This is a genomic window from Aequorivita echinoideorum (assembly GCF_018476645.1).
GTDB classification, from domain to species: Bacteria; Bacteroidota; Bacteroidia; order Flavobacteriales; family Flavobacteriaceae; genus Aequorivita; species Aequorivita echinoideorum.
In genome coordinates this window covers 228,883-248,778 of the sequence record NZ_JAHCTB010000001.1, presented here as the reverse complement: position 1 = coordinate 248,778, position 19,896 = coordinate 228,883, and the positions used below count along the sequence as shown (strand labels likewise).

Genomic DNA, 19,896 nt, shown 5'->3' with positions numbered 1-19,896 from the left:
ACCTTTCTTTTTAAGCGCGGCAAAAATATCTTTTTAAAACGTTTTAAAGAACAATTTAACGTTAATAAATTTTTGATGCTGGTATCTAAGTATCATTCCGGTTTTATTACCTGTAACTCCACGTTAGTTTCCTGAAGAAGGAAACTCACTTTTCCGTTTTGCTTTCTCACTTTTATAATCATTGCGGAATAGTTATTTTCCGCGGTTCCTATGGCTACCGTTTGCAAATTGGCATCGTACTTCCACTGGCTGTTTTGGGTGTTTTCAATAAATGACGCAAGAGTGGGATTGGTGCTGTAGCTGTTGAACTCAAAAGTATGGTCGTTTTTGAAGTACATCGTTGCACGTTGTAACCCGGCAATAAGCTGTGCCTGGTTGGGATTTTGGGAAGCGCTGGTAACGGAGGTGACCTGCCAAACGCCCATAAGCTCCTTTTCTGAAATGGACTGGCTGTTAGCAGCTACCGTGATGAGGATGAATGCGAATAGAACGTATAGTTTTTTCATGGTTGGGATGTTTTAAACGACGTACGCTAAGCTATGGAAAAAAATTGAGTTTTGGGGAGGGCGGAAAATTATGGGTTAAGTTTTCGGCTAAGAGCAGTTTTTTGTAGCGAGGATTTTCGGGAAGATTTAAAGATATGCTCCAGAGGTTTTGTGACGAAGTAATTTCAGATATACAGCAAGGAAATGTTTTTTAACTTTTATTATTCAATTGCTTTTGAATTCGAACTTTTACAATGAAAATCAGTAATGACATAATTCCAAAATAAAATATACTACTTCCCAAAATTAAATATCCGAGGCCATTTGCTAAACTTGATTCAGAAAGGAAGTCTAAAATTAAAAATATTGCAGCGAATAATATGGAATAAATTAATGCTGGTTTAAGCACGTCGTATTTTTTTATTTTTATTTGGTTTTTAACGTCAACACTAAATTCAATTTTTGGAGTGATAAACAAATTATGAACTTTAGATTGAGCTGACCAGAGGTTTTCAGAGAGTCTCTCGACGCGTAATCCCGGTTTAGACTTTAAAAATATCCTGTGGCTCATATTTATATATTTTGTATTGTAACTTTTATTTATTGTTGAACGTATGCTTTTTTAGTTCAGAAAGTATTTTTCTTATATCGGCCTCCAATTCCATTTCTTTTTCAGATTCCAAGTATTTTAAATCAATTCCCAAGTATTCAAGGCTTAGCTTAACTTTTTCGATGATAATATCATTAGATTCTGAGTTTATTAGTCCGCTTAGGAATCTATTCTCAATAACATCATATTCATCTTTTACTGCTCCTAAAGATATAAGTGCTAAAGGATCCCAACGAACAACAGCTTTATGAACTGATTCTGATAATTTTATGTACGATTTATTTCTGTGATGCATATAAATAATTGTTAAGCGCTTAAGTCTGCCTGTAATTATCTTGAAGATTTGGATATAATGTCACCAGGCTTTAGAACATCGTTATGGTGGTTTTTAATTGCGGCGTATGTAGCTTTTACAGTTTGTCAAAATCAATTTTTAAAGTTCTATAAGCGACACGTGCAACAATTATATTTTTTAATTTTCCGTCAAATTCAGTATAGAACATTCCATTTTTATCGGATAAAGTTTCAATCGTATTAATTATTCCATTACGGTTTACAGAAAAGATTATGCCTGCATTTAAGAGTGGGGTTTTGTTTTCGGAATCGTATACTTGTCCAATTATGAATTTACCATTGCTCAGCTCGGTTATATTCATAGAGATTTCTCTCATAACCACACATCCATCTTTTCCACTATATCCGTATTCGGGCTTTCTATCTAAAATAAGCCTATCATATCTTTCATTTTCAATTTTTAATTCAGGAAATGTTAAATGCGCAGATACAGTTTTGGTTCCATTACAACCTGATATTATTATGATTAAAAATATGATTGTCCTAAATAACATCCTTTTACTTGTATTATACACAAGATATATCTAAATAACATTAAGATTAAAAACCTACCAACCATAAAGCAAAAATTCTTTCCAGTCATTTCCAAATATAAACAAATCATCAACTCCTGCATTATCTCCTCAAGAGTTTCGCTTTTAGTCAGCAGTTTGTTCTTTTTCCCAATTAGGTTTTCTGGCTTTTTTTAAGTTGGTAAGATTTAGCGAAAATCCCAATAAAAAAGCCCTTTCAATATCTTGAAAGGGCTTTTGGACTTCCCCCATCCCCGCCTTACGGGACCGCATCTTTATAATCCTCAAAATATGTAATGGGGCCATCGGCAGGGTTTTATAGATTAGTGGAATTTACATTAGGGGTTTGCACTAGGGCATCGGGATGCGTTTAAAATTGTCATCAGTTTAATTTAAAAAGACCTTATTTTTGTCAACCGCAAGGTTTGGTTCAAGGTAATCTTGAAGAAACCTACATATCCTGCAACTATCGCCGATGGCGGCCTTGTAGGGCTATTAAAAAAGAAAACATGACTGAAAAGGATTTTTTGCCATCAATTGAAAAACTGCGACCGCTAGCAAATGGAAGCGTAACCTACCAATCGCCAAGCAACATTGCCCTAGTAAAATATTGGGGAAAACACGGCGAACAGTTGCCCATGAACGCATCCATCAGTTTTACGTTGAGCAAATGCCATACGGTCACCAAACTTTCCTACGAAAAAATAAAGCGGTCAACTGATTTTCATTTTGAAGTTTTTCTGGACGGGAAAAGGGAAATTTCCTTTGAGCCGAAAATCAAAAAATTCTTTGAACGGATAGAAAAATACCTCCCTTTTTTGAAGGATTATAAATTTAAAATTGAGACATCCAACAGTTTTCCGCACAGCAGCGGCATCGCCTCCTCCGCAAGCGGAATGAGCGCTTTAGCACTTTGCTTGGTTGAAATGGAAAATAAAAATGCCTTGACTGCACGTGAAATACTGAAAAAGGCATCCTTTATAGCCCGTTTAGGTTCCGGTAGCGCGTGCCGAAGCATTGAAGGGCCATTGGTAGTTTGGGGCGAACACCCCAAAGTGGAGGGTAGCAGCAATCTTTTCGGAACAACATTTCAAGCTAAAATCCACAAAAACTTTGAAAATTATCAAGATACAATACTGCTTGTGGACAAAGGCGAAAAACAGGTAAGCAGTACCGTGGGGCATAATTTAATGGAAAACCACCCATTTGCCGCGCAACGTTTTACGCAGGCAAATGAAAATCTTTCAAAATTGATTCCTGTTCTTGAAACGGGCGATCTTTCAGAATTTATAAAAATCGTGGAAAGCGAAGCCCTTACGCTGCACGCTATGATGATGAGCTCCATGCCGTATTTCATTTTGATGAAGCCTAACACGCTGGAAATTATCAACCGCATTTGGAAATTCCGCAAAGCGAATAACAGCAACGTTAGCTTTACGCTGGATGCCGGGGCAAACGCGCACGTGCTCTATCCAAAATCTGAAAAGGAAATGGTGCTGGAATTTATTAAAAACGAATTGGCACCCTTCTGCAAAAATGGAGAGTTTATTGAGGACGAGGTTGGCTTCGGTGCTGGAATAATTCAGAATTCATAGTTCAAAATTCAAAATTAAAAAGTTCGTTTTCTGTTTTGAAGTAGAAAAATAAGCAGACTGATTCCCACGATTGCTGCCAGGGCATACCACCACCAATCTAATCCACGGCTTAAATCTATGGGTGAGGTGTCGCCAATCAATACCAAGCCTGCCCAGTATTGCGGCGCTGAGGTGCGGCCCTGCGCGGTCGCAATGTAATCCAGTTTTGCTTTTCGTAAAGCTTCATCTTTCGGCATTCCGTCCGCAAGGTTTTCATAAAAAAGTTTGACAATTTTTGCGCTGGACTGTTCGTCAATTTCCCAAAGGCTGGTCAAGATGCTTTCGCTGCCTGCATAATTAAATGCGTGCGATAGGCTAATCATTCCCTCGCCGGCTTGGTAGGTAGGTTTTCCGGTCTCGCAGGCCGTTAATATGGCGAGATTGCTGGAAAGGTTGATGTTGTAAATCTCGTACGAATACAGCGAATTTTCATCATATGCATTGCCACTTTCGTAGTCTTTCGCAAAAATAAGTCGGCTAAGTTCCGGGCTCAAATTATTGCTTTCGGCGTGCGTGCCAATGTGGATAATTCTGTGTTCCCTCGCATTATCAATAAAATGTTGCTTGGATGCATTTTCATTTATAAAATATTCGCCATTGAAAATTTTGGCATATTGCTTTACCAAATCTTCACTGAAAGGCTGCGGAAGCAAGGTAAGGTAGCTTTTATCCATTTTCGAGGAATCGATCACGCTCTGCTGGTACTTCTGCTTCATTTGATGGTTGAAGCCGGGGGCAAACGCGATATATTTTTCTGAAAAATTCTTTTCTGCCCGCATATCTTTATACAGCAATAGGCTGAAATTATATGAAATATCATACTTCGCCAAAAGGCTGTTGGTTGCAAATTCCTGAAAGTTTTTTAGCGGTTTGGGCGTCAACGTCTCAAAGCTCAAATTGAAAAGGTCGCGATCCGGGAAAATGATAATCTTTTTGGTGCGCACCGCTTTTTCAATGGGGTGGAAGAGCGCCCTGTACAATTCATACAATAATGTTCTGCTCTGGGTGGTGCTGAAATTACTTTGCTGAAGTGCGGCGATGTGGTTTTTAATCGGCTCGTAAACCAATTTGAAAATCTGCTTCGCATTTGCCGAAACCACAAAGGCGTATAAATCATCCTCAATAAATAAATAGCGAATTACCGTTGTGTTTGTGGGTATATTTTGCTGAAGGTCTGCAATGGGCTCCTCCAGCGTTGCGTAGCGCATTTTATAATATTTGGGATACTCGCGCCGCAAGGAATCCAAAAAGGAATTCCATTGCCTTGAAATTTCAAAATAATTTAAAAGTCCATTTCCGGGACCGTCAAGCGCGGTGGTAAGGCCCGATTTTAGGTTTTGCTCTCGTGTCAAAATTTTCTGCGGAATATTATTAAAGGCAATATTATCGCGCAGGTTGAGTCGGGACCTGATGCGACTGTAAATACTGGATTCGTGAAGGGCGATTACTTTGTCGAGGTATTTTTCCTCTTTAGTGATTTCAAAAAGCTTCAGCCGAATTTTTTTGGCAAAATTGAGAAGTTCTTCATTTTCAGCAATCAATAATTTTACATCTTCTTGATTGTTTACCACCTTTTTCCGTTGGTCCAAAATTGAAATTCCATCTTCCAGGGATTTCAAAAGTTCTTTCAGAAAAACTTCAGATTTATTTTTTTCTAGATAATATTTTGCCGAAGCATTTATAAGAAGCGCCATGGGTTTTCGGTATTGCCCCAAAATGGAATCCGTGGTGCTGATGCCGTCCAAACCCGCCGCTGAATTGAATTTCAGTGCTTCTTCGCTGAATTGCAGCGCATCTTTATAATTCTTCAATTTATAGTGTACTTGCGCCAAATTGAGCGTGTGGTAAAACTGCTGGATGGTATTTTTATAATCGCCCGTGTGCGTGGCTTCATACATTTCGTTTGCCAGTTGAAGGGCTTTTTTGCCTTTGTTGTTGCTTGCATAAAACAGCGATTGTTCCAGCATACTATCCAAAAATCCTTGAGGATAGCCGTCGAGGGATTTTCTATAGGTTGCCTCACTTTTCTCATAAAACGCTTCGGCGTTTTCAATATCCCCTTCAATTTCGTAAATATTGGCTCGAGTGGAGAGCGCCGCCGCTTCCCAATACAGATTGGCTCCCGGACTGGTTTTTAAGGATTGCAACGCCTGATCTGCATTTTTTGCGGCACCTTCAAAATCACGGCTGGCAATTTTCGCTTCTGCGAGAATAATTTGTGAAATAATAAGATTGATGTCCCCTTTTTCATAAAATTTTTTCTTCTGTTCATAAGAATGTTCAATCAATTGCTGGGAGCGGGCGTATTCACCCAGCGTGTTGTAAAATGCCGCAAGATTATCGGTGGACATAAATAGATTTCCCTTCGCCTTTAAAATTCGGGCTTCATCGGTTGATTTTTCAATGTATTTCTGAAAACCGGCAATCGCCTTTTCTGAATATTCTATCGCTTCCCTGTTTTTTCCCAAGGCATTGCCCAGTACGGCAAGGTTCATTTTGATGAGAGCCGGCCGATAGTATTGGTTCATAATATCTGCGCCGTCCGTTTTTTCGAGCACTTTCAGCGCTGCTTCAAAATAAAATTTTGCGCTGTCCAGTTTTGCTTCCTGCCATTTAATTCCGCCCAGGGCATTGTAGATTTGATTGTAAAATTCAAAATCCTTTTTTTCAGTTTTTCTTAAAAGTTGCAGTGCTTGCTGGTAATTTTTATTGGCCAAGGGAAAATTGCCAAGATTGGCCGCCAAATAACCCAATTTATAGTAGGTAGAAGCCAGCGCGGTGCTCTGTGGGTCGTTGATTTTTTTTGCATATTCCAAACTTTCAAAGACGATATCATACGCTTTTTGGGTATTTCCTGAGAGATCGTAAATCCAGGATAATTCTTTAAAGGCTTCATTAATTGCAAGGTTATCTCCGGAATTTTTTATTTCTGAAACTAAGCCTTCGGCTTTTTTTATTGCCAATTGCTTGTTGCCATTATTCAATTTGAAACTGCCCTCAAACTGAATGTATTTCACAAGCGAATCAAATTTTTGCTCTTTTTTGAAATAGGCTATGTTTTGTGAAACTTCAGTTTTGGCTTTCGCCAGCGAGTCCTGTTCAATTAATTTTTGAATTTGTTTTACGGTTGAAATATTTTGTGAGAAAAGGGTGCTAAAATTCAATAAAAAGAAAGAAAAAGCAAAAATTGACGCGCTCCGGATTTCTGAATTCATACAAGTAAAAATGAATTATTTCTTGAAACTCACGGAAAGATACAAATAAATTGTTCGCTTCAATGAAGGTTATTTCTGCGTTTTAAATTTCAAATATTGAATAATAAGTTGCTGATTGCTACCGCCATATTTATAATAATTTAGGGAAATTATTAGGTGATTAGATGGTATATTTGCGCCGTGGATAGTTTTTTACACGTTAAAAAACTATTTTTACCCTATAAACTCTTGCAATATGCGCGGACCTTTATTTTATTCAAAGATTTTACTTTTTGGAGAATATGGAATTATTAAAGACTCAAAAGGGCTTTCCATTCCGTATAATTTTTACAACGGTGCCCTAAAAATTGATGAGCACCACACTATTTCCACGCATAAATCAAATGAAGGATTAAAGCGATTTGCAGCACATTTATCAACGCTTCAGCAAGAAAAACCGGAACTGGTACGTTTTGATCTTGAAAGCTTGAATGCGGATATTGAAAAAGGACTTTATTTTGATTCCAGCATTCCGCAGGGTTATGGCGTTGGCAGTAGTGGCGCACTGGTTGCCGCTATTTACGACCAATATGCGAAAGAAAAAATTACCATTTTGGAAAATCTTACCCGAGAAAAACTCTTGAAACTGAAAGCTATTTTTGGTGAGATGGAATCTTTTTTCCACGGAAAATCTTCCGGGTTGGATCCGTTAAACAGTTATTTAAGTTTGCCCATACTTATCAATTCCAGCGATAATATTGAGCCAGCAGGCATTCCTTCACAGACCGAAAATGGAAAGAGTGCAGTCTTTTTATTGGATAGCGGAAGCACAGGCGAAACTGCACCTATGGTTCAGCTTTTTATGGAAAATATGAAACAGGAAGGTTTCAGAAATATGCTGAAAGATCAATTTGTAAAACATACCGATGCGTGCGTGGATGACTTTCTGAAAGGCGATGTGAAATCCCTTTTCGGCAACATTAAGCAACTTTCAAAAGTAGTGTTGGATAACTTTAAGCCCATGATTCCTGCGGAATTCCACAAACTTTGGAAGAAAGGGATTGACAGCAACGCATATTACCTAAAACTTTGCGGCAGTGGCGGCGGAGGATATATGCTGGGTTTCACCGAAGATATTGACAAGGCCAAAAAAGCACTGAAAAATTACAAACTGGAAGTGGTCTACAATTTTTAAGATAGTCCGCAGCGCAAGTTTTTATCTGAAAAATTTCAATTCTTATTCATGTGGAGCAGAAAACAAAAACATTTTCTACTTAAGTTTTTCAGTCTGTTTTCAATTGTTCGTGGGTATAATATTCTCATAATTGTAATTGCCCAGTATCTAACATCCATATTTATTTTGGCTCCAGATTTGCCCGTACGGCAAGTTTTGCTGGATGTTAATTTATTGATGCTCGTACTTGCATCTTCATCTGCAATCGCTAGTGGGTACATTATAAACAGTTTTTATGATAGCGAGAAGGATTTAATAAATAGGCCGCAAAAAACCATGCTCGATAAACTGGTGAGCCAGCATACCAAACTTTCCGCTTATTTTATACTCAATTTTCTTTCGGTAATTTTTGCCAGTTACGTTTCATTTAGGGCTGTACTATTTTTTTCCATCTATATTTTTGCGCTTTGGTTTTATTCGCATAAGCTAAAAAAATATCCGTTTATAGGGAATATAACCGCCGCGATACTCGCTGTTATTCCATTTTTTGCGATTTTTATACACTACTCAAATTTTGATCTTGTAATTTTTGGCCATGCCACTTTTCTTTTTTTACTAATTTCGATGCGGGAGCTGGTAAAGGATCTTGAAAATATTACTGGCGATTTGGCACTGGGGTATAGAACGATTCCCGTGGTGTACGGCGAAAAGGTTTCCAAACAAATGTTGAGTGCTCTAATTTTACTCACGCTTGTGCCTACCATTCTACTCATTACAAAATTTAGTGAGGAAATAGGATACATGGATTTCTATTTCTTCGGAAGCATTGCCGCGCTGGGAGTTTTTATGATAATTCTTTGGAATTCAAAAAAGAAAATCCACTACGTTGTCCTTCACAATACATTGAAATTTATCATTGTTGCAGGGGTTTTCAGTATTGTTTTGATTCATCCCTCTTTAATTTTGAGCAGATTTGCGTAAACCCGTCAATCAATTTTTAAATTGAATTTTCACTTGTTAAAATTTGGTGTTTAAATCCTGTATCTTTGCAGGAAATTATCCAGAAAATACGGTATTTCGGTATTAAATTTTTAAAGAAAAATTCAAATAAAATTTCCAAATATGGGCAGAGAAGAAAATAATGATAATGGAAACGCGCCGCGAAAGCCGGGCAAAAATGCGCGCAAGAAAATGCTCTCCAGGGAAAACGCCTCAAGAAAACCGGGAACTTCCGGGGAACGTGTGGGCAAGCAGAGATTGAAATTTGATAAAAACGGAAAGGAAATTGGCCGAAGGGAAAGACTTACTATCGAAAAAAAACAGGCAAATCCTGAGGACGGAATTCGTTTGAACAAATACATTGCAAACAGCGGCATTTGCAGCAGACGCGAAGCGGATACCTATATTTCTACGGGTTTGGTTACGGTAAACGGCAAGATTGTAAACGAAATGGGCTACAAGGTAAAACTTGAAGATGATGTTCGTTTTGACGGCAGACGTATCAATCCAGAGCCTTTAACCTATATACTATTGAACAAACCAAAAGGTTTTGCAACAACAGACAGTAATGCGAAGGGAATGACGGTTATGGATCTGGTTGCAAATGCCACTACCGCGAGGATAAAACCATTTGGACGCTTGGGCCGCAACGCAACCGGACTTCTTTTGTTCACCAATGATGATGCATTTGTTCAAAAATTCACGAAGAAGGGAATCCCAAGGTTATTTCACATTGAGCTCGATAAAAACTTGAAAGCGGAACACCTCAAAAAAATAAAGGATGGATTTACGGCGGATGGAAAAGAAATTTTCGTTGAGGAAATAAGCTATGTGGATAATGCCCCCAAAAGTGAAGTGGGCCTTAAAATCAAGCATACCGGGAACAGCATTATCCGCACAATTTTTGAAGGTTTGGGATATGATGTGGTTCGTGTGGACTGCGTTACACTTGGCCCACTCACCAAAAAAGATCTACCGCGTGGAAGATGGAGACCATTGACGGAAAAGGAACTGAACTTCTTCAGCATGATATAGAGATTGTGAAAATTGTCCAAATTTTATAAAATATAAATTTTTTTTGGCACATTTGTATCTGAAACAACTGTTTCCCCTTTAATTTTAATGAATAGGCTACTATCCTTTCAAACCATTATCATATATGCGCAGCCTTGCGCAACTTTTCTCTATTCACTTAACATTCAGACGCCTATTCTCAATTGATTCGCAAAGTTAATTTTATGTTATATCCCGCCATTTGCGTGGAATATTAGACATTCATTTATAATTTTCAAAATCCAACAAAATTCAAGAATGAACACCAAATACATAGACCTGATTGACCAAACGTATTATTTTCCGCAAAAGGAATTCAAACTAGGGGAAAACGGTCTCGAGTTTCACGGCATCGATCTTATGGAAATGGTAGAAAAATACGGTGCGCCGCTCAAGTTTACATATCTTCCAAAGATTTCAGAAAATATAAAACTTGCAAAAAAATGGTTTGCAAATGCCATAAATAAAAATGATTACAAAGGGAACTACAACTATTGTTATTGTACCAAAAGTTCCCATTTTAAGCACGTCTTAAACGAAGCGCTTAAAAACGATATTCATATTGAAACCTCTTCTGCCTTCGATATAGATATTGTCCAAAATTTAAAGGCCCAAGGCAAAATCACGGATGAAACCTATGTAATCTGCAACGGATTTAAACGCGATCAATATATCGAGAAAATAGCCAAATTGATCAATGAGGGACATGAAAATTGCATTCCAATTATTGATAATTATGAAGAGATAGAGCTGCTATCAGACAGTATTGAGGAAGATTTTAAAGTTGGTATTCGAATAGCTTCGGAAGAAGAACCAAAATTTGAATTTTATACGTCGCGTTTGGGGATTGGTTATAAAAATATCATTCCTTTTTATGAAGAACAGATTAAGAATAATGAAAGGGTTGAGCTGAAAATGCTTCACTTTTTCATCAATACGGGCATACGCGATACCGCTTATTATTGGAATGAATTAGTGAAATGTCTAAAGGTTTACGTACGGCTTAAAAAAATCTGTCCAACACTCGATAGCCTTAACATTGGAGGGGGATTTCCCATTAAAAACAGCCTTGCCTTTGAGTACGATTACCAATATATGATTGATGAAATCATCAACCAGATCAACATCACCTGCGCAGAATGGGAAGTGCCGGTGCCACATATTTTTACGGAATTTGGAAGTTTTACCGTTGGCGAGAGTGGCGGTGCCATTTATGAAGTGCTGTACCAAAAGCAACAGAACGACCGCGAAAAATGGAATATGATCAATTCTTCATTTATTACCACGTTGCCAGACACTTGGGCCATTAGCAAGCGTTTTATTATGCTGGCCGTGAACCGTTGGCACGATGAGTACGAACGCGTACTTTTGGGCGGAATGACGTGCGATAGTGATGATTATTACAACAGCGAGCAACATATGGCGGCAATTTATTTGCCAAAATTCAGAAAAGAAAAACCTTTGTATATTGGCTTTTTCAATACGGGTGCATACCAAGAAAGCATTGGCGGATTTGGTGGACTTCAGCATTGTTTGATACCATCGCCTAAGCATATATTAATAGACAGGGATAAAAACAATAAATTAACATATCAACTTTTTTCAGAACAACAAACAAGCGAGCAATTGCTAAATATTTTAGGTTATGAGCATTAAAACGTACGCAGGAATCCCGCAAAAATATGCGGCACTGGAAACTTCAAAAATTGTATTGATACCCGTTCCGTACGATGGTACGAGCACTTGGCAAAAAGGTGCGGACAAAGGTCCGGAGGCATTTTTGGATGCATCGGAAAATATGGAGCTTTTTGATATTGAAACGCGAACTGAAGTATACAAGCAAGGGGTGTACCTCGCAGATGCCATAACCGAAAATGAATCGCCGGAAGCTATGGTTGCGGCAGTCCATAAATCTACAAAGGAATATATCAAACGAAATAAATTCGTAACGCTTTTCGGCGGCGAACACAGTATTTCAATCGGTTCCATACGCGCGTTCAATGAATGTTTTGATGATTTGACCGTGCTGCATATCGATGCGCACGCAGATTTGCGCAAGGAATACCACGGAACAAAATGTAACCACGCCTGCGCCGTTTACGAAGCCAGTCAAAACACCAATTTGGTGCAAGTGGGTATAAGAAGCATGGACGTTTCGGAAACTACCGTTATGGACGAGGAAAAAGTATTTTTTGCGCACGATATGGCCAAAGATGAATATTGGCCAGATAAGGTTATTGAAGCTTTGGGCGAAAACGTTTTCATCACGTTCGATTTGGATGCGTTTGATCCTTCCATCCTGCCATCAACCGGAACTCCAGAGCCCGGTGGACTTTTTTGGTATGAAACGCTCGATTTTCTAAGACAGGTTTTTGAGGAAAGAAATGTGGTGGGGTTTGATATTGTTGAACTATGCCCGAATAAAGATGAAAAAGCATCAGATTTTGTGGCGGCGAAACTTTATTATAAAATGCTTACGTACAAATTTTCAGGAACAGATGAAGATGATGAATACGAAAGCAACTTTAACGATGCCAAAAAAGGTGTCTCAAAATTTAATACAGAAGAAGATGAGTACTAGCAAAGGATCTATTTCTCAGTTTATTGAAAAATACTATTTACATTTTAATGCTGCGGCCCTCGTAGATGCTGCTAAGGGCTATGAAGCGCAATTGAACCAAGGTTCAAAAATGCTTGTTTCCCTAGCCGGAGCTATGAGCACCGCGGAAATGGGAAAGATTTTTGCCGAAATGATACGCCAGGATAAAGTACATATCATTTCTTGTACGGGAGCAAATTTGGAAGAAGATATAATGAATCTTGTGGCGCACAGCCACTATAAAAGAGTTCCCAATTATCGTGATTTAACGCCGCAAGACGAGTGGGATTTGCTTGAAAAAGGAATGAACCGCGTAACGGATACTTGCATTCCAGAGGAAGAGGCTTTCAGAAGAATCCAAAAACACATTGTAAAACTTTGGAAGGAAGCCGAGGAAAAAGGTGAGCGTTATCTTCCGCACGAATATATGTACAAACTTCTTTTAAGTGGAGTTATGGAAGAGCATTACGAAATTGATTTAAAAGATTCGTGGATGTACGCCGCTGCTGAAAAAAACTTACCCATCGTTTGCCCAGGCTGGGAAGACAGTACTATGGGTAATATTTTTGCAAGCTATGTTCTAAAAGGCGAACTGAAGGCGTCCACAATGAAAAGCGGAATTGAGTATATGACGTTCTTAGCAGATTGGTACACCGATAATTCGGAAAAAGGGATTGGTTTCTTCCAGATTGGTGGAGGAATAGCCGGGGATTTCCCAATATGCGTTGTCCCCATGCTCTACCAAGACATGGAACGCACCGATACGCCGTTTTGGAGCTATTTCTGCCAAATAAGTGACTCTACAACTAGTTTTGGAAGCTATTCTGGTGCAGTTCCCAACGAGAAAATTACTTGGGGAAAACTTGACATTGATACCCCAAAGTTTATCATTGAAAGTGATGCCACCATCGTTGCACCCTTGATTTTTGCGTATCTCTTAGGTATGTAAATATATAAAGCTACAGATAAAAACTATGTATTGAAAAGAACAATCGGCAATTTGCAGTTTACAATCCCGTACCCAAAAGTTGCGGAGCTTCTATTATACAAAGTTTTCCCGATCCGCAAACTAACAATGGGTCTCCTCCAACTAACAATGGGCTACCACCAACTCACAATGATTCGCCACTAACAAACTGTTATCTCCCAACCACTACAAAAAAGAACCGCATAAAATAGAAGATAGATGGAACCACAGAAAATCGAAAATATAGAACTTAAATTTTTAACACTAAAGGATTACGAAGCTTTAAAAGAAGCAACGATTCAGTCCTACGGTGGTCTGCCGAACAGCTATTGGAAAATTGATGAAATCGGGAATTTGATTGAAATTTTCCCCGAAGGTCAGGTTGTTATTATGGCAGATGGCGAAATTGCCGGCTGTGCGCTATCCATCATCGTGGATTATGATGCTATTGAGGACCAGCACACCTATAAGGATATTACAGATGATCCTACCTTTAGTATTCACGATCCCGAGGGCGACGTCCTTTATGGAATCGATGTGTTCATTCGCCCAGATTTCCGTGGCTTGCGTCTTGGCCGAAGATTGTACGATTACAGAAAGGAATTGTGTGAAAACTTAAATTTGAAAAGCATCGTATTCGGTGGAAGAATGCCCAATTATCATCTCCATGCAGATAAACTTTCACCGAAACAATATATAGATAAAGTGAAGCGCAAGCAGATTGACGATCCGGTGCTCAACTTTCAAATTTCAAATGATTTTCATCCCATCCGTGTATTGAAAGGCTATTTGGAAGGCGATAAAGCTTCGGGTGAATATGCCGTTTTGATGGAGTGGGATAACATTTATTACACAAAACCCATCACAAAGCCAAAGCCATCCGCAGTAAAAAGCATTGTACGGCTTGGTTTAATTCAGTGGCAGATGCGCAGTTATAAAGGGATGGAAGACCTTATGCACCAAGTGGAATATTTTATAGACAGTGTTGCCGGCTATCGTTGTGATTTTGCCATGTTTCCTGAATTCTTCAATGCGCCGCTTATGGCTGAATACAACCATATGAGCGAGCCCGAAGCAATCCGCGAATTAGCGAAACATACTAAGGAAATTACCGAAAAAATGTCCCAACTTTCCATTTCATACAACATAAATATTATTACGGGCAGCATGCCCGAAGTCGTTCGCGGAAAATTGTACAATGTAGGGTATTTATGCCGTCGTGATGGAAGCGTTGAGCGCTATGAAAAAATTCACGTTACACCAGATGAAGCAAAAGTCTGGGGAATGGTTAATGGGAATTCACTTAAAACTTTTGATACAGACTGTGGAAAAATTGGCGTGTTGATATGCTACGATTCTGAATTTCCCGAGCTTTCCAGACTGCTTTCCGATGAAGGAATGGATATACTTTTTGTTCCATTTTTAACCGATACGCAGAATGGTTATTCTCGTGTACGCCTTTGCACGCAAGCCCGCGCTGTAGAAAATGAATGCTATGTGGCAATTGCCGGCAGCGTAGGTAACCTGCCCAACGTCCATAATATGGATATTCAATACGCGCAAAGTGCCGTATTCACGCCCTGCGATTTCTCTTTCCCAAGCAATGGTATAAAGGCTGAAGCCACACCAAATACCGAAATGATATTGGTTGCTGATGTCGACATAGATTTGCTTCGCGAATTACATACTTTTGGAGCAGTACACAACTTGAAGGACAGAAGGAAGGATTTTTACAGATTGGAGCGGGTTAAAAAATAGATGAAACCTGCAAGGTTTTTAAAACCTTGTAGGTTTGGTTTCAAAATTTTTTTCAAAGAATACTGATTATAAAAATTTTAGGTATTTGCTTTTATCCTTAAATCATATATAAAATCCTCATTATCCAGTAATTTGTAACTTAGTTTTTCGGCAAGTGGATTTAAAATATAATTGAATTCCTGAGGAATAACGATGGAAGGAATTTTCAGAACACCATATTTTTTTTGAAGCAACTTCGTCCCGAAATCTCGAGTAGATCGGGGTGCTGGTGTTAGGTTCCAATTTCCGGGTAAATCAGCCAGTGTCAATTCATAAATTTGATTTTCATCTATTTCGAACGTAGAAATGCTCAAAGCTCTTGGAATAAAATCCATCGCGATATTAACGGAATATTCCAAAACAGCGAGCGCACGATTTTCTGATGTATAAATGCACGGGGTGTCAATATGGTTCCAGCGTCCACCAAAAAGTTTTGAACCCGTACCATTGAGGTCATCTTTGTATTGCGTTTTACTTATGCGGTAAACTTTCATTTTAGGAAAAAACGCCATACGCAATACGGCCAATGAGGTTTCTAATTTCTTCGCGCCCAAATTGATTATCCATTAGATCAAAAGGCGTGGCTCCCGAAAGCGCTTGGTTTTCAGCCATCATCCATCGATTGAAGTTATCTTTATTTTCAAAAACTTCATAACCAAATGAATAGATTTCAGCTACGGCAATTATACCTTCGCTCACGTGGTCGTTGAATTTTTGTTCGCCTTTTTTATTAATAAGAGTGGCCCTTGTTACTGAAAGTGCCTGTGCTAAGGCATCGTAATCTAGTGAAGTTTCTTCTTTTAATTTGGTAAGATATTGTTTTGTAACACCGTCCCTCACAATTTGCATTTTCTGATACGGTGTCATGTCTATTAATGGAATGGCGAGATTGCCATCATAAAAACTGGTGGGAGCCTCTTGGGCATAGCTGATTTTTTCTTCAATATTATATGGCTTCTCCATAATAGTATAAGTTTATTCTTTTCCTGATATAAAATTAAACTTTTTGCTGAAGTTTTCCAAATTTATTCTTCCTTTCAAAAAATTTTCCCATATCGCAAATCCAATAACCATGCAATATTCCATAGCAACGAACCAGAGGTTCTCTTGAAATCCATTTTCGCCATAGGCAGAATAGCTGAACACCACAGCAAAACTCCATACAATTGGAAATTTGTATTTTGTGAAAACCGACAGTAATAGCGGAGTGGCAAGATACCACGGATGCACTGTTGTGGAAAATAAAAAGTAAAATGAGATAACAAATAACATTGCTGTCAACAGTTGTTTAGGTTCTCTATTCTTTCTGAAAACTGAAAGCCCTAACACAAATAAGAAAACGATTACGGGGAGGATTTTTCCAACAATTTCAATAATGTTCCAGCCTACTATTTGGAAGCCAATCCAGCGAATAAGGTAGTAAATGCTTGCATTGAATTCGAAATTCTGAAACCAAAGTGCAATGGTTGATGTAAAATTTCGAATGAATTCAGAGGAAAAAAATGGCAGAAATGTCAACATAACCGTAAAACCAACTGTGCAATAAACTTTTAAAATCGCCATCAAGTTGAAACTTTCAATTCCCGAGAAGGAATTTTTTGTAGTCGCATCTTTATTGCTCAAAAACTTCAAAAATAACGGCAAAAATAAAAGTGGAATCAGTTTTACCGAAATTGAAATTCCCATAAAGATAGCTGCCCAAATCCATTTATCTTTGAAAAGAAAATAAATTGAAACAGTGAAAAAGAAAAGCATTACACCTTCAAAATGAAGATTTCCAGTCAACTCAATAATAATGAATGGATTCAAAAAGTACCAAAATATTCTATTTGGGAATAGGTTTAGTTTTTCTAAAATTTTCTTTCCGAAATAAAGAATTCCAAAATCTGCGAAAATGATAATTGCTCGCAATATTACCACCGAAGCCAAAAGGCTTTTTCCGCCCAAGAATGCAGCAATAGCAAAAAATAACTGGTTCACAGGAGGATAATTGCTGAAATGACCAGCGCTTAAAGTTCCCATTCCTTCAATTAATTTTTGCGCCCCACTTATTTTAAATCCCAATTCTAAATTTTGAAAATACATTTCGGGCGTTAAAATATAGGGACTCATTCCTTGCGCAACCAATCTTCCATCCCATAAAAATCGGTAAAAGTCTTGTGAAAGATTAGGAATTGCGCATATAAAAAGTAAACGAAAAACAATCCCAAGACTAGCTAGAAACCAAAAATTCAGTTTATTCTTTTCAATTAATAAATAAGTAAAAAAAAAGAGCGCGGTGTAAAGAGTAGTGAGTTTTAAGAAATCACTTCGATGCAAATTATATGCAAAATTGAAATAAAATACTACTGAAAGTAAAGCAAAAATAATGGGTATTTTATATAATTTAATTGCTTTCAGCATTTTGTTTTTGAAAAATTTCAGCTAAAAATAATCATTTCTAAAATAGAAAAAGCCCGACAGAACTTAATCTGTCAGGCTTATTTCAACCATTAATCAACCGTTATATACTCAATTTTACATCATTCCGGGCATTCCTCCGCCCATACCGGCTGGCATTCCGCCTCCGCCGTTTTCTTCTTTTATGTCAATAAGTGCACATTCGGTAGTCAAGATCATTCCGGCAACGGACGCAGCATTTTCAAGAGCAATACGTGTAACCTTTTTAGGATCGATGATTCCGGCCTTCAGCATATCAACATAGTTTTCAGTTTTGGCATCATAACCAAAGTTTTTCTTGCCTTCCATAACCTTGTTTATTACAACGCTGCCTTCACCGCCTGCATTTTGAACTATAGTGCGCAGAGGAGCTTCTATGGCACGGGCAACAATCTGTATCCCCGTGGATTCATCATTGTTACTTCCATCCACTTTTTTCAATGATTCAATAGCACGAACCAAAGCTACACCACCTCCTGCAACAATACCTTCTTCAACGGCGGCACGTGTTGCGTGAAGCGCATCATCCACACGGTCCTTTTTCTCTTTCATTTCAATTTCAGAAGCAGCACCAACGTATAGTACTGCAACACCACCAGCCAATTTGGCCAAGCGCTCTTGTAATTTTTCTTTGTCGTAATCGCTTGTGGTGGTTTCAATCTGTGCTTTAATTTGGTTTACGCGACCTTTGATGTTATTTTTATCGCCAGAACCATTTACTATTGTAGTGTTATCCTTATCGATGGTGACAGTTTCAGCAGAACCCAACATATCAATAGTTGCATTTTCCAAAGTAAATCCACGCTCTTCAGCAATAACGGTTCCTCCTGTCAATACAGCTATATCCTCTAACATTGCTTTTCTTCTATCACCAAATCCTGGAGCTTTTACAGCTGCAATTTTCAGCGATCCGCGTAGTTTGTTAACAACCAAAGTTGCCAATGCTTCGCCATCAACATCCTCAGCTACAATCAATAAAGATCTTCCTTGTTTTGCAACCGGCTCAAGCACGGGAAGTAAATCTTTCATTGAGGAAATTTTCTTATCGTAAAGCAAAATCATTGGATTTTCCAATTCAGTTTGCATTTTTTCAGTATCAGTTACAAAGTATGGAGAAAGGTATCCGCGGTCAAACTGCATCCCTTCCACAACATCCACATACGTTTCAGTTCCTTTGGCTTCTTCTACGGTAATAACACCTTCTTTACCTACTTTTCCGAATGCTTTGGCAATAAGTTCTCCAATAACATCATCGTTATTTGCTGAAATGGAAGCGACTTGTTTTATCATTTCAGAAGAATTGCCAACTTTAGTAGCTTGTTTTTCAAGATTGCTGACAATGGTTTCAACAGCTTTGTCGATGCCGCGTTTCAAATCCATAGGATTTGCGCCGGCAGCCACATTTTTAAGCCCTTCCTTTACTATTGCCTGTGCAAGAACGGTGGCCGTTGTGGTTCCATCACCTGCCAAGTCATTAGTCTTGGAAGCAACTTCCTTTACCATTTGCGCGCCCATATTTTCCAGCGCATCTTCTAATTCTATTTCTTTTGCTACAGTTACACCATCTTTTGTAACCTGCGGAGCGCCGAACGCCTTGCTGATAATTACATTACGTCCTTTAGGGCCCAATGTTACTTTTACTGCATTTGCCAATGCATCTACACCGCGCTTTATACTATCGCGTGCTTCAACATCAAATTTTATATCTTTTGCCATTTTTTTAAATGCTTTAAGCTTTAAGCTTTACGCCTTAAGCTGTGATTAATTATTTTTTTTCGAATTTTGATTTATGAAAAGTTTAGATGATAGCCAGAATATCGTCTTCACGCATAATTAGGTAATCTTTACCGTCAAACTTAAGCTCGCTCCCAGAATATTTTCCGTAAAGAACGGTGTCTCCAACTTTTACAGTCATTTTGTGGTCTTCTTTGCCTTTTCCTACAGCAACAACTTTGCCTTGCTGTGGCTTTTCTTTAGCAGAGTCTGGAATGTAAATTCCCGAAGCAGTCTTAGTTTCTGCCTCTTGTGGCTCTACTAAAACTCTATCGGCAAGTGGTTGAATTTTTAATGCCATTTTTA

General features: G+C 38.4%; 18 protein-coding genes. 8 read left to right on the top strand and 10 right to left on the bottom strand.

What is annotated here, in order from left to right:
• Positions 1-92 precede the first annotated feature (92 nt).
• The 4 genes from KIV10_RS01165 to KIV10_RS01150 all read right to left on the bottom strand — a co-directional run bounded on the left by KIV10_RS01165 (position 93) and on the right by KIV10_RS01150 (position 1,943).
• Positions 93-506 carry a DUF5004 domain-containing protein gene (locus KIV10_RS01165; RefSeq protein WP_214111652.1) on the bottom strand — a complete coding sequence of 138 codons (414 nt, stop codon included), beginning with the start codon at positions 504-506 and terminating at the stop codon, positions 93-95.
• A gap of 190 nt (positions 507-696) precedes the next feature.
• Entirely contained in the window at positions 697-1,056 is a 360-nt protein-coding gene (locus KIV10_RS01160) for a hypothetical protein (protein WP_214111651.1), read from the bottom strand.
• Between the two features lie 25 nt (positions 1,057-1,081).
• Positions 1,082-1,390, bottom strand: coding sequence for a hypothetical protein (locus tag KIV10_RS01155; RefSeq protein WP_214111650.1), 309 nt, complete (start codon positions 1,388-1,390; stop codon positions 1,082-1,084).
• Positions 1,391-1,505: 115 nt separating this feature from the next.
• Entirely contained in the window at positions 1,506-1,943 is a 438-nt protein-coding gene (locus KIV10_RS01150) for a hypothetical protein (RefSeq protein ID WP_214111649.1), read from the bottom strand.
• 527 nt (positions 1,944-2,470) lie between these two features.
• On the opposite strand from KIV10_RS01150, the gene KIV10_RS01145 reads away from it, so the two are divergent.
• Positions 2,471-3,556 carry a diphosphomevalonate/mevalonate 3,5-bisphosphate decarboxylase family protein gene (locus KIV10_RS01145; protein WP_214111648.1) on the top strand — a complete coding sequence of 362 codons (1,086 nt, stop codon included), beginning with the start codon at positions 2,471-2,473 and terminating at the stop codon, positions 3,554-3,556.
• A gap of 14 nt (positions 3,557-3,570) precedes the next feature.
• Here the strand turns inward: KIV10_RS01145 and KIV10_RS01140 are convergent, their stop codons facing one another.
• Positions 3,571-6,810, bottom strand: a complete 3,240-nt coding sequence (locus KIV10_RS01140) for a CHAT domain-containing protein (RefSeq protein ID WP_214111647.1) — start codon at positions 6,808-6,810, stop codon at positions 3,571-3,573.
• A 235-nt stretch (positions 6,811-7,045) separates the two neighbouring features.
• Between KIV10_RS01140 and KIV10_RS01135 the strand changes: the two genes are divergently transcribed.
• The 7 genes from KIV10_RS01135 to KIV10_RS01105 all read left to right on the top strand — a co-directional run bounded on the left by KIV10_RS01135 (position 7,046) and on the right by KIV10_RS01105 (position 15,339).
• Positions 7,046-7,984, top strand: coding sequence for a mevalonate kinase family protein (locus tag KIV10_RS01135; protein WP_214111646.1), 939 nt, complete (start codon positions 7,046-7,048; stop codon positions 7,982-7,984).
• A 48-nt stretch (positions 7,985-8,032) separates the two neighbouring features.
• Positions 8,033-8,944, top strand: a complete 912-nt coding sequence (locus KIV10_RS01130; protein ID WP_214111645.1) for a geranylgeranylglycerol-phosphate geranylgeranyltransferase — start codon at positions 8,033-8,035, stop codon at positions 8,942-8,944.
• A gap of 141 nt (positions 8,945-9,085) precedes the next feature.
• Positions 9,086-9,997, top strand: coding sequence for a pseudouridine synthase (locus tag KIV10_RS01125; RefSeq protein WP_246516151.1), 912 nt, complete (start codon positions 9,086-9,088; stop codon positions 9,995-9,997).
• A 276-nt stretch (positions 9,998-10,273) separates the two neighbouring features.
• Positions 10,274-11,671, top strand: a complete 1,398-nt coding sequence (locus KIV10_RS01120) for a type III PLP-dependent enzyme domain-containing protein (protein ID WP_214111644.1) — start codon at positions 10,274-10,276, stop codon at positions 11,669-11,671.
• Positions 11,661-12,596, top strand: a complete 936-nt coding sequence (gene speB, locus KIV10_RS01115; RefSeq protein ID WP_214111643.1) for an agmatinase — start codon at positions 11,661-11,663, stop codon at positions 12,594-12,596. Before KIV10_RS01120 ends, speB begins: the two co-directional genes overlap by 11 nt.
• A complete protein-coding gene (locus tag KIV10_RS01110) occupies positions 12,586-13,563 on the top strand; it encodes a deoxyhypusine synthase family protein (RefSeq protein WP_214111642.1) in 978 nt (325 codons plus the stop codon). Before speB ends, KIV10_RS01110 begins: the two co-directional genes overlap by 11 nt.
• Before the next feature lie 237 nt (positions 13,564-13,800).
• Positions 13,801-15,339, top strand: coding sequence for a bifunctional GNAT family N-acetyltransferase/carbon-nitrogen hydrolase family protein (locus KIV10_RS01105; protein ID WP_214111641.1), 1,539 nt, complete (start codon positions 13,801-13,803; stop codon positions 15,337-15,339).
• 77 nt (positions 15,340-15,416) lie between these two features.
• On the opposite strand, the gene KIV10_RS01100 is transcribed toward KIV10_RS01105, so the two are convergent.
• From KIV10_RS01100 to KIV10_RS01080, 5 genes are all read right to left on the bottom strand, one after another.
• Positions 15,417-15,872, bottom strand: coding sequence for an RES family NAD+ phosphorylase (locus KIV10_RS01100; protein WP_214111640.1), 456 nt, complete (start codon positions 15,870-15,872; stop codon positions 15,417-15,419).
• Between the two features lies 1 nt (position 15,873).
• Positions 15,874-16,341, bottom strand: a complete 468-nt coding sequence (parS, locus tag KIV10_RS01095) for a type II RES/Xre toxin-antitoxin system antitoxin (RefSeq protein WP_214111639.1) — start codon at positions 16,339-16,341, stop codon at positions 15,874-15,876.
• Positions 16,342-16,353: 12 nt separating this feature from the next.
• Positions 16,354-17,781, bottom strand: coding sequence for a mannosyltransferase (locus KIV10_RS01090; protein WP_214111638.1), 1,428 nt, complete (start codon positions 17,779-17,781; stop codon positions 16,354-16,356).
• Between the two features lie 114 nt (positions 17,782-17,895).
• A complete protein-coding gene (gene groL / locus KIV10_RS01085; RefSeq protein ID WP_214111637.1) occupies positions 17,896-19,533 on the bottom strand; it encodes a chaperonin GroEL in 1,638 nt (545 codons plus the stop codon).
• A gap of 82 nt (positions 19,534-19,615) precedes the next feature.
• Positions 19,616-19,891, bottom strand: coding sequence for a co-chaperone GroES (locus KIV10_RS01080; RefSeq protein ID WP_214111636.1), 276 nt, complete (start codon positions 19,889-19,891; stop codon positions 19,616-19,618).
• Positions 19,892-19,896: the final 5 nt, after the last annotated feature.

What these genes read in the sequence shown, in the direction of transcription:
- KIV10_RS01080 (WP_214111636.1), bottom strand. Translation starts at nt 19,891, where the DNA reads ATGGCATTAAAAATTCAACCACTTGCCGATAGAGTTTTAGTAGAGCCA.
- KIV10_RS01100 (WP_214111640.1), bottom strand. Translation starts at nt 15,872, where the DNA reads ATGAAAGTTTACCGCATAAGTAAAACGCAATACAAAGATGACCTCAAT.
- KIV10_RS01105 (WP_214111641.1), top strand. Translation starts at nt 13,801, where the DNA reads ATGGAACCACAGAAAATCGAAAATATAGAACTTAAATTTTTAACACTA.
- KIV10_RS01140 (WP_214111647.1), bottom strand. Translation starts at nt 6,810, where the DNA reads ATGAATTCAGAAATCCGGAGCGCGTCAATTTTTGCTTTTTCTTTCTTT.
- speB (WP_214111643.1), top strand. Translation starts at nt 11,661, where the DNA reads ATGAGCATTAAAACGTACGCAGGAATCCCGCAAAAATATGCGGCACTG.
- KIV10_RS01150 (WP_214111649.1), bottom strand. Translation starts at nt 1,943, where the DNA reads ATGTTATTTAGGACAATCATATTTTTAATCATAATAATATCAGGTTGT.
- KIV10_RS01165 (WP_214111652.1), bottom strand. Translation starts at nt 506, where the DNA reads ATGAAAAAACTATACGTTCTATTCGCATTCATCCTCATCACGGTAGCT.
- KIV10_RS01145 (WP_214111648.1), top strand. Translation starts at nt 2,471, where the DNA reads ATGACTGAAAAGGATTTTTTGCCATCAATTGAAAAACTGCGACCGCTA.
- KIV10_RS01155 (WP_214111650.1), bottom strand. Translation starts at nt 1,390, where the DNA reads ATGCATCACAGAAATAAATCGTACATAAAATTATCAGAATCAGTTCAT.
- KIV10_RS01110 (WP_214111642.1), top strand. Translation starts at nt 12,586, where the DNA reads ATGAGTACTAGCAAAGGATCTATTTCTCAGTTTATTGAAAAATACTAT.
- parS (WP_214111639.1), bottom strand. Translation starts at nt 16,341, where the DNA reads ATGGAGAAGCCATATAATATTGAAGAAAAAATCAGCTATGCCCAAGAG.
- groL (WP_214111637.1), bottom strand. Translation starts at nt 19,533, where the DNA reads ATGGCAAAAGATATAAAATTTGATGTTGAAGCACGCGATAGTATAAAG.
- KIV10_RS01120 (WP_214111644.1), top strand. Translation starts at nt 10,274, where the DNA reads ATGAACACCAAATACATAGACCTGATTGACCAAACGTATTATTTTCCG.
- KIV10_RS01135 (WP_214111646.1), top strand. Translation starts at nt 7,046, where the DNA reads ATGCGCGGACCTTTATTTTATTCAAAGATTTTACTTTTTGGAGAATAT.
- KIV10_RS01090 (WP_214111638.1), bottom strand. Translation starts at nt 17,781, where the DNA reads ATGCTGAAAGCAATTAAATTATATAAAATACCCATTATTTTTGCTTTA.
- KIV10_RS01130 (WP_214111645.1), top strand. Translation starts at nt 8,033, where the DNA reads ATGTGGAGCAGAAAACAAAAACATTTTCTACTTAAGTTTTTCAGTCTG.
- KIV10_RS01125 (WP_246516151.1), top strand. Translation starts at nt 9,086, where the DNA reads ATGGGCAGAGAAGAAAATAATGATAATGGAAACGCGCCGCGAAAGCCG.
- KIV10_RS01160 (WP_214111651.1), bottom strand. Translation starts at nt 1,056, where the DNA reads ATGAGCCACAGGATATTTTTAAAGTCTAAACCGGGATTACGCGTCGAG.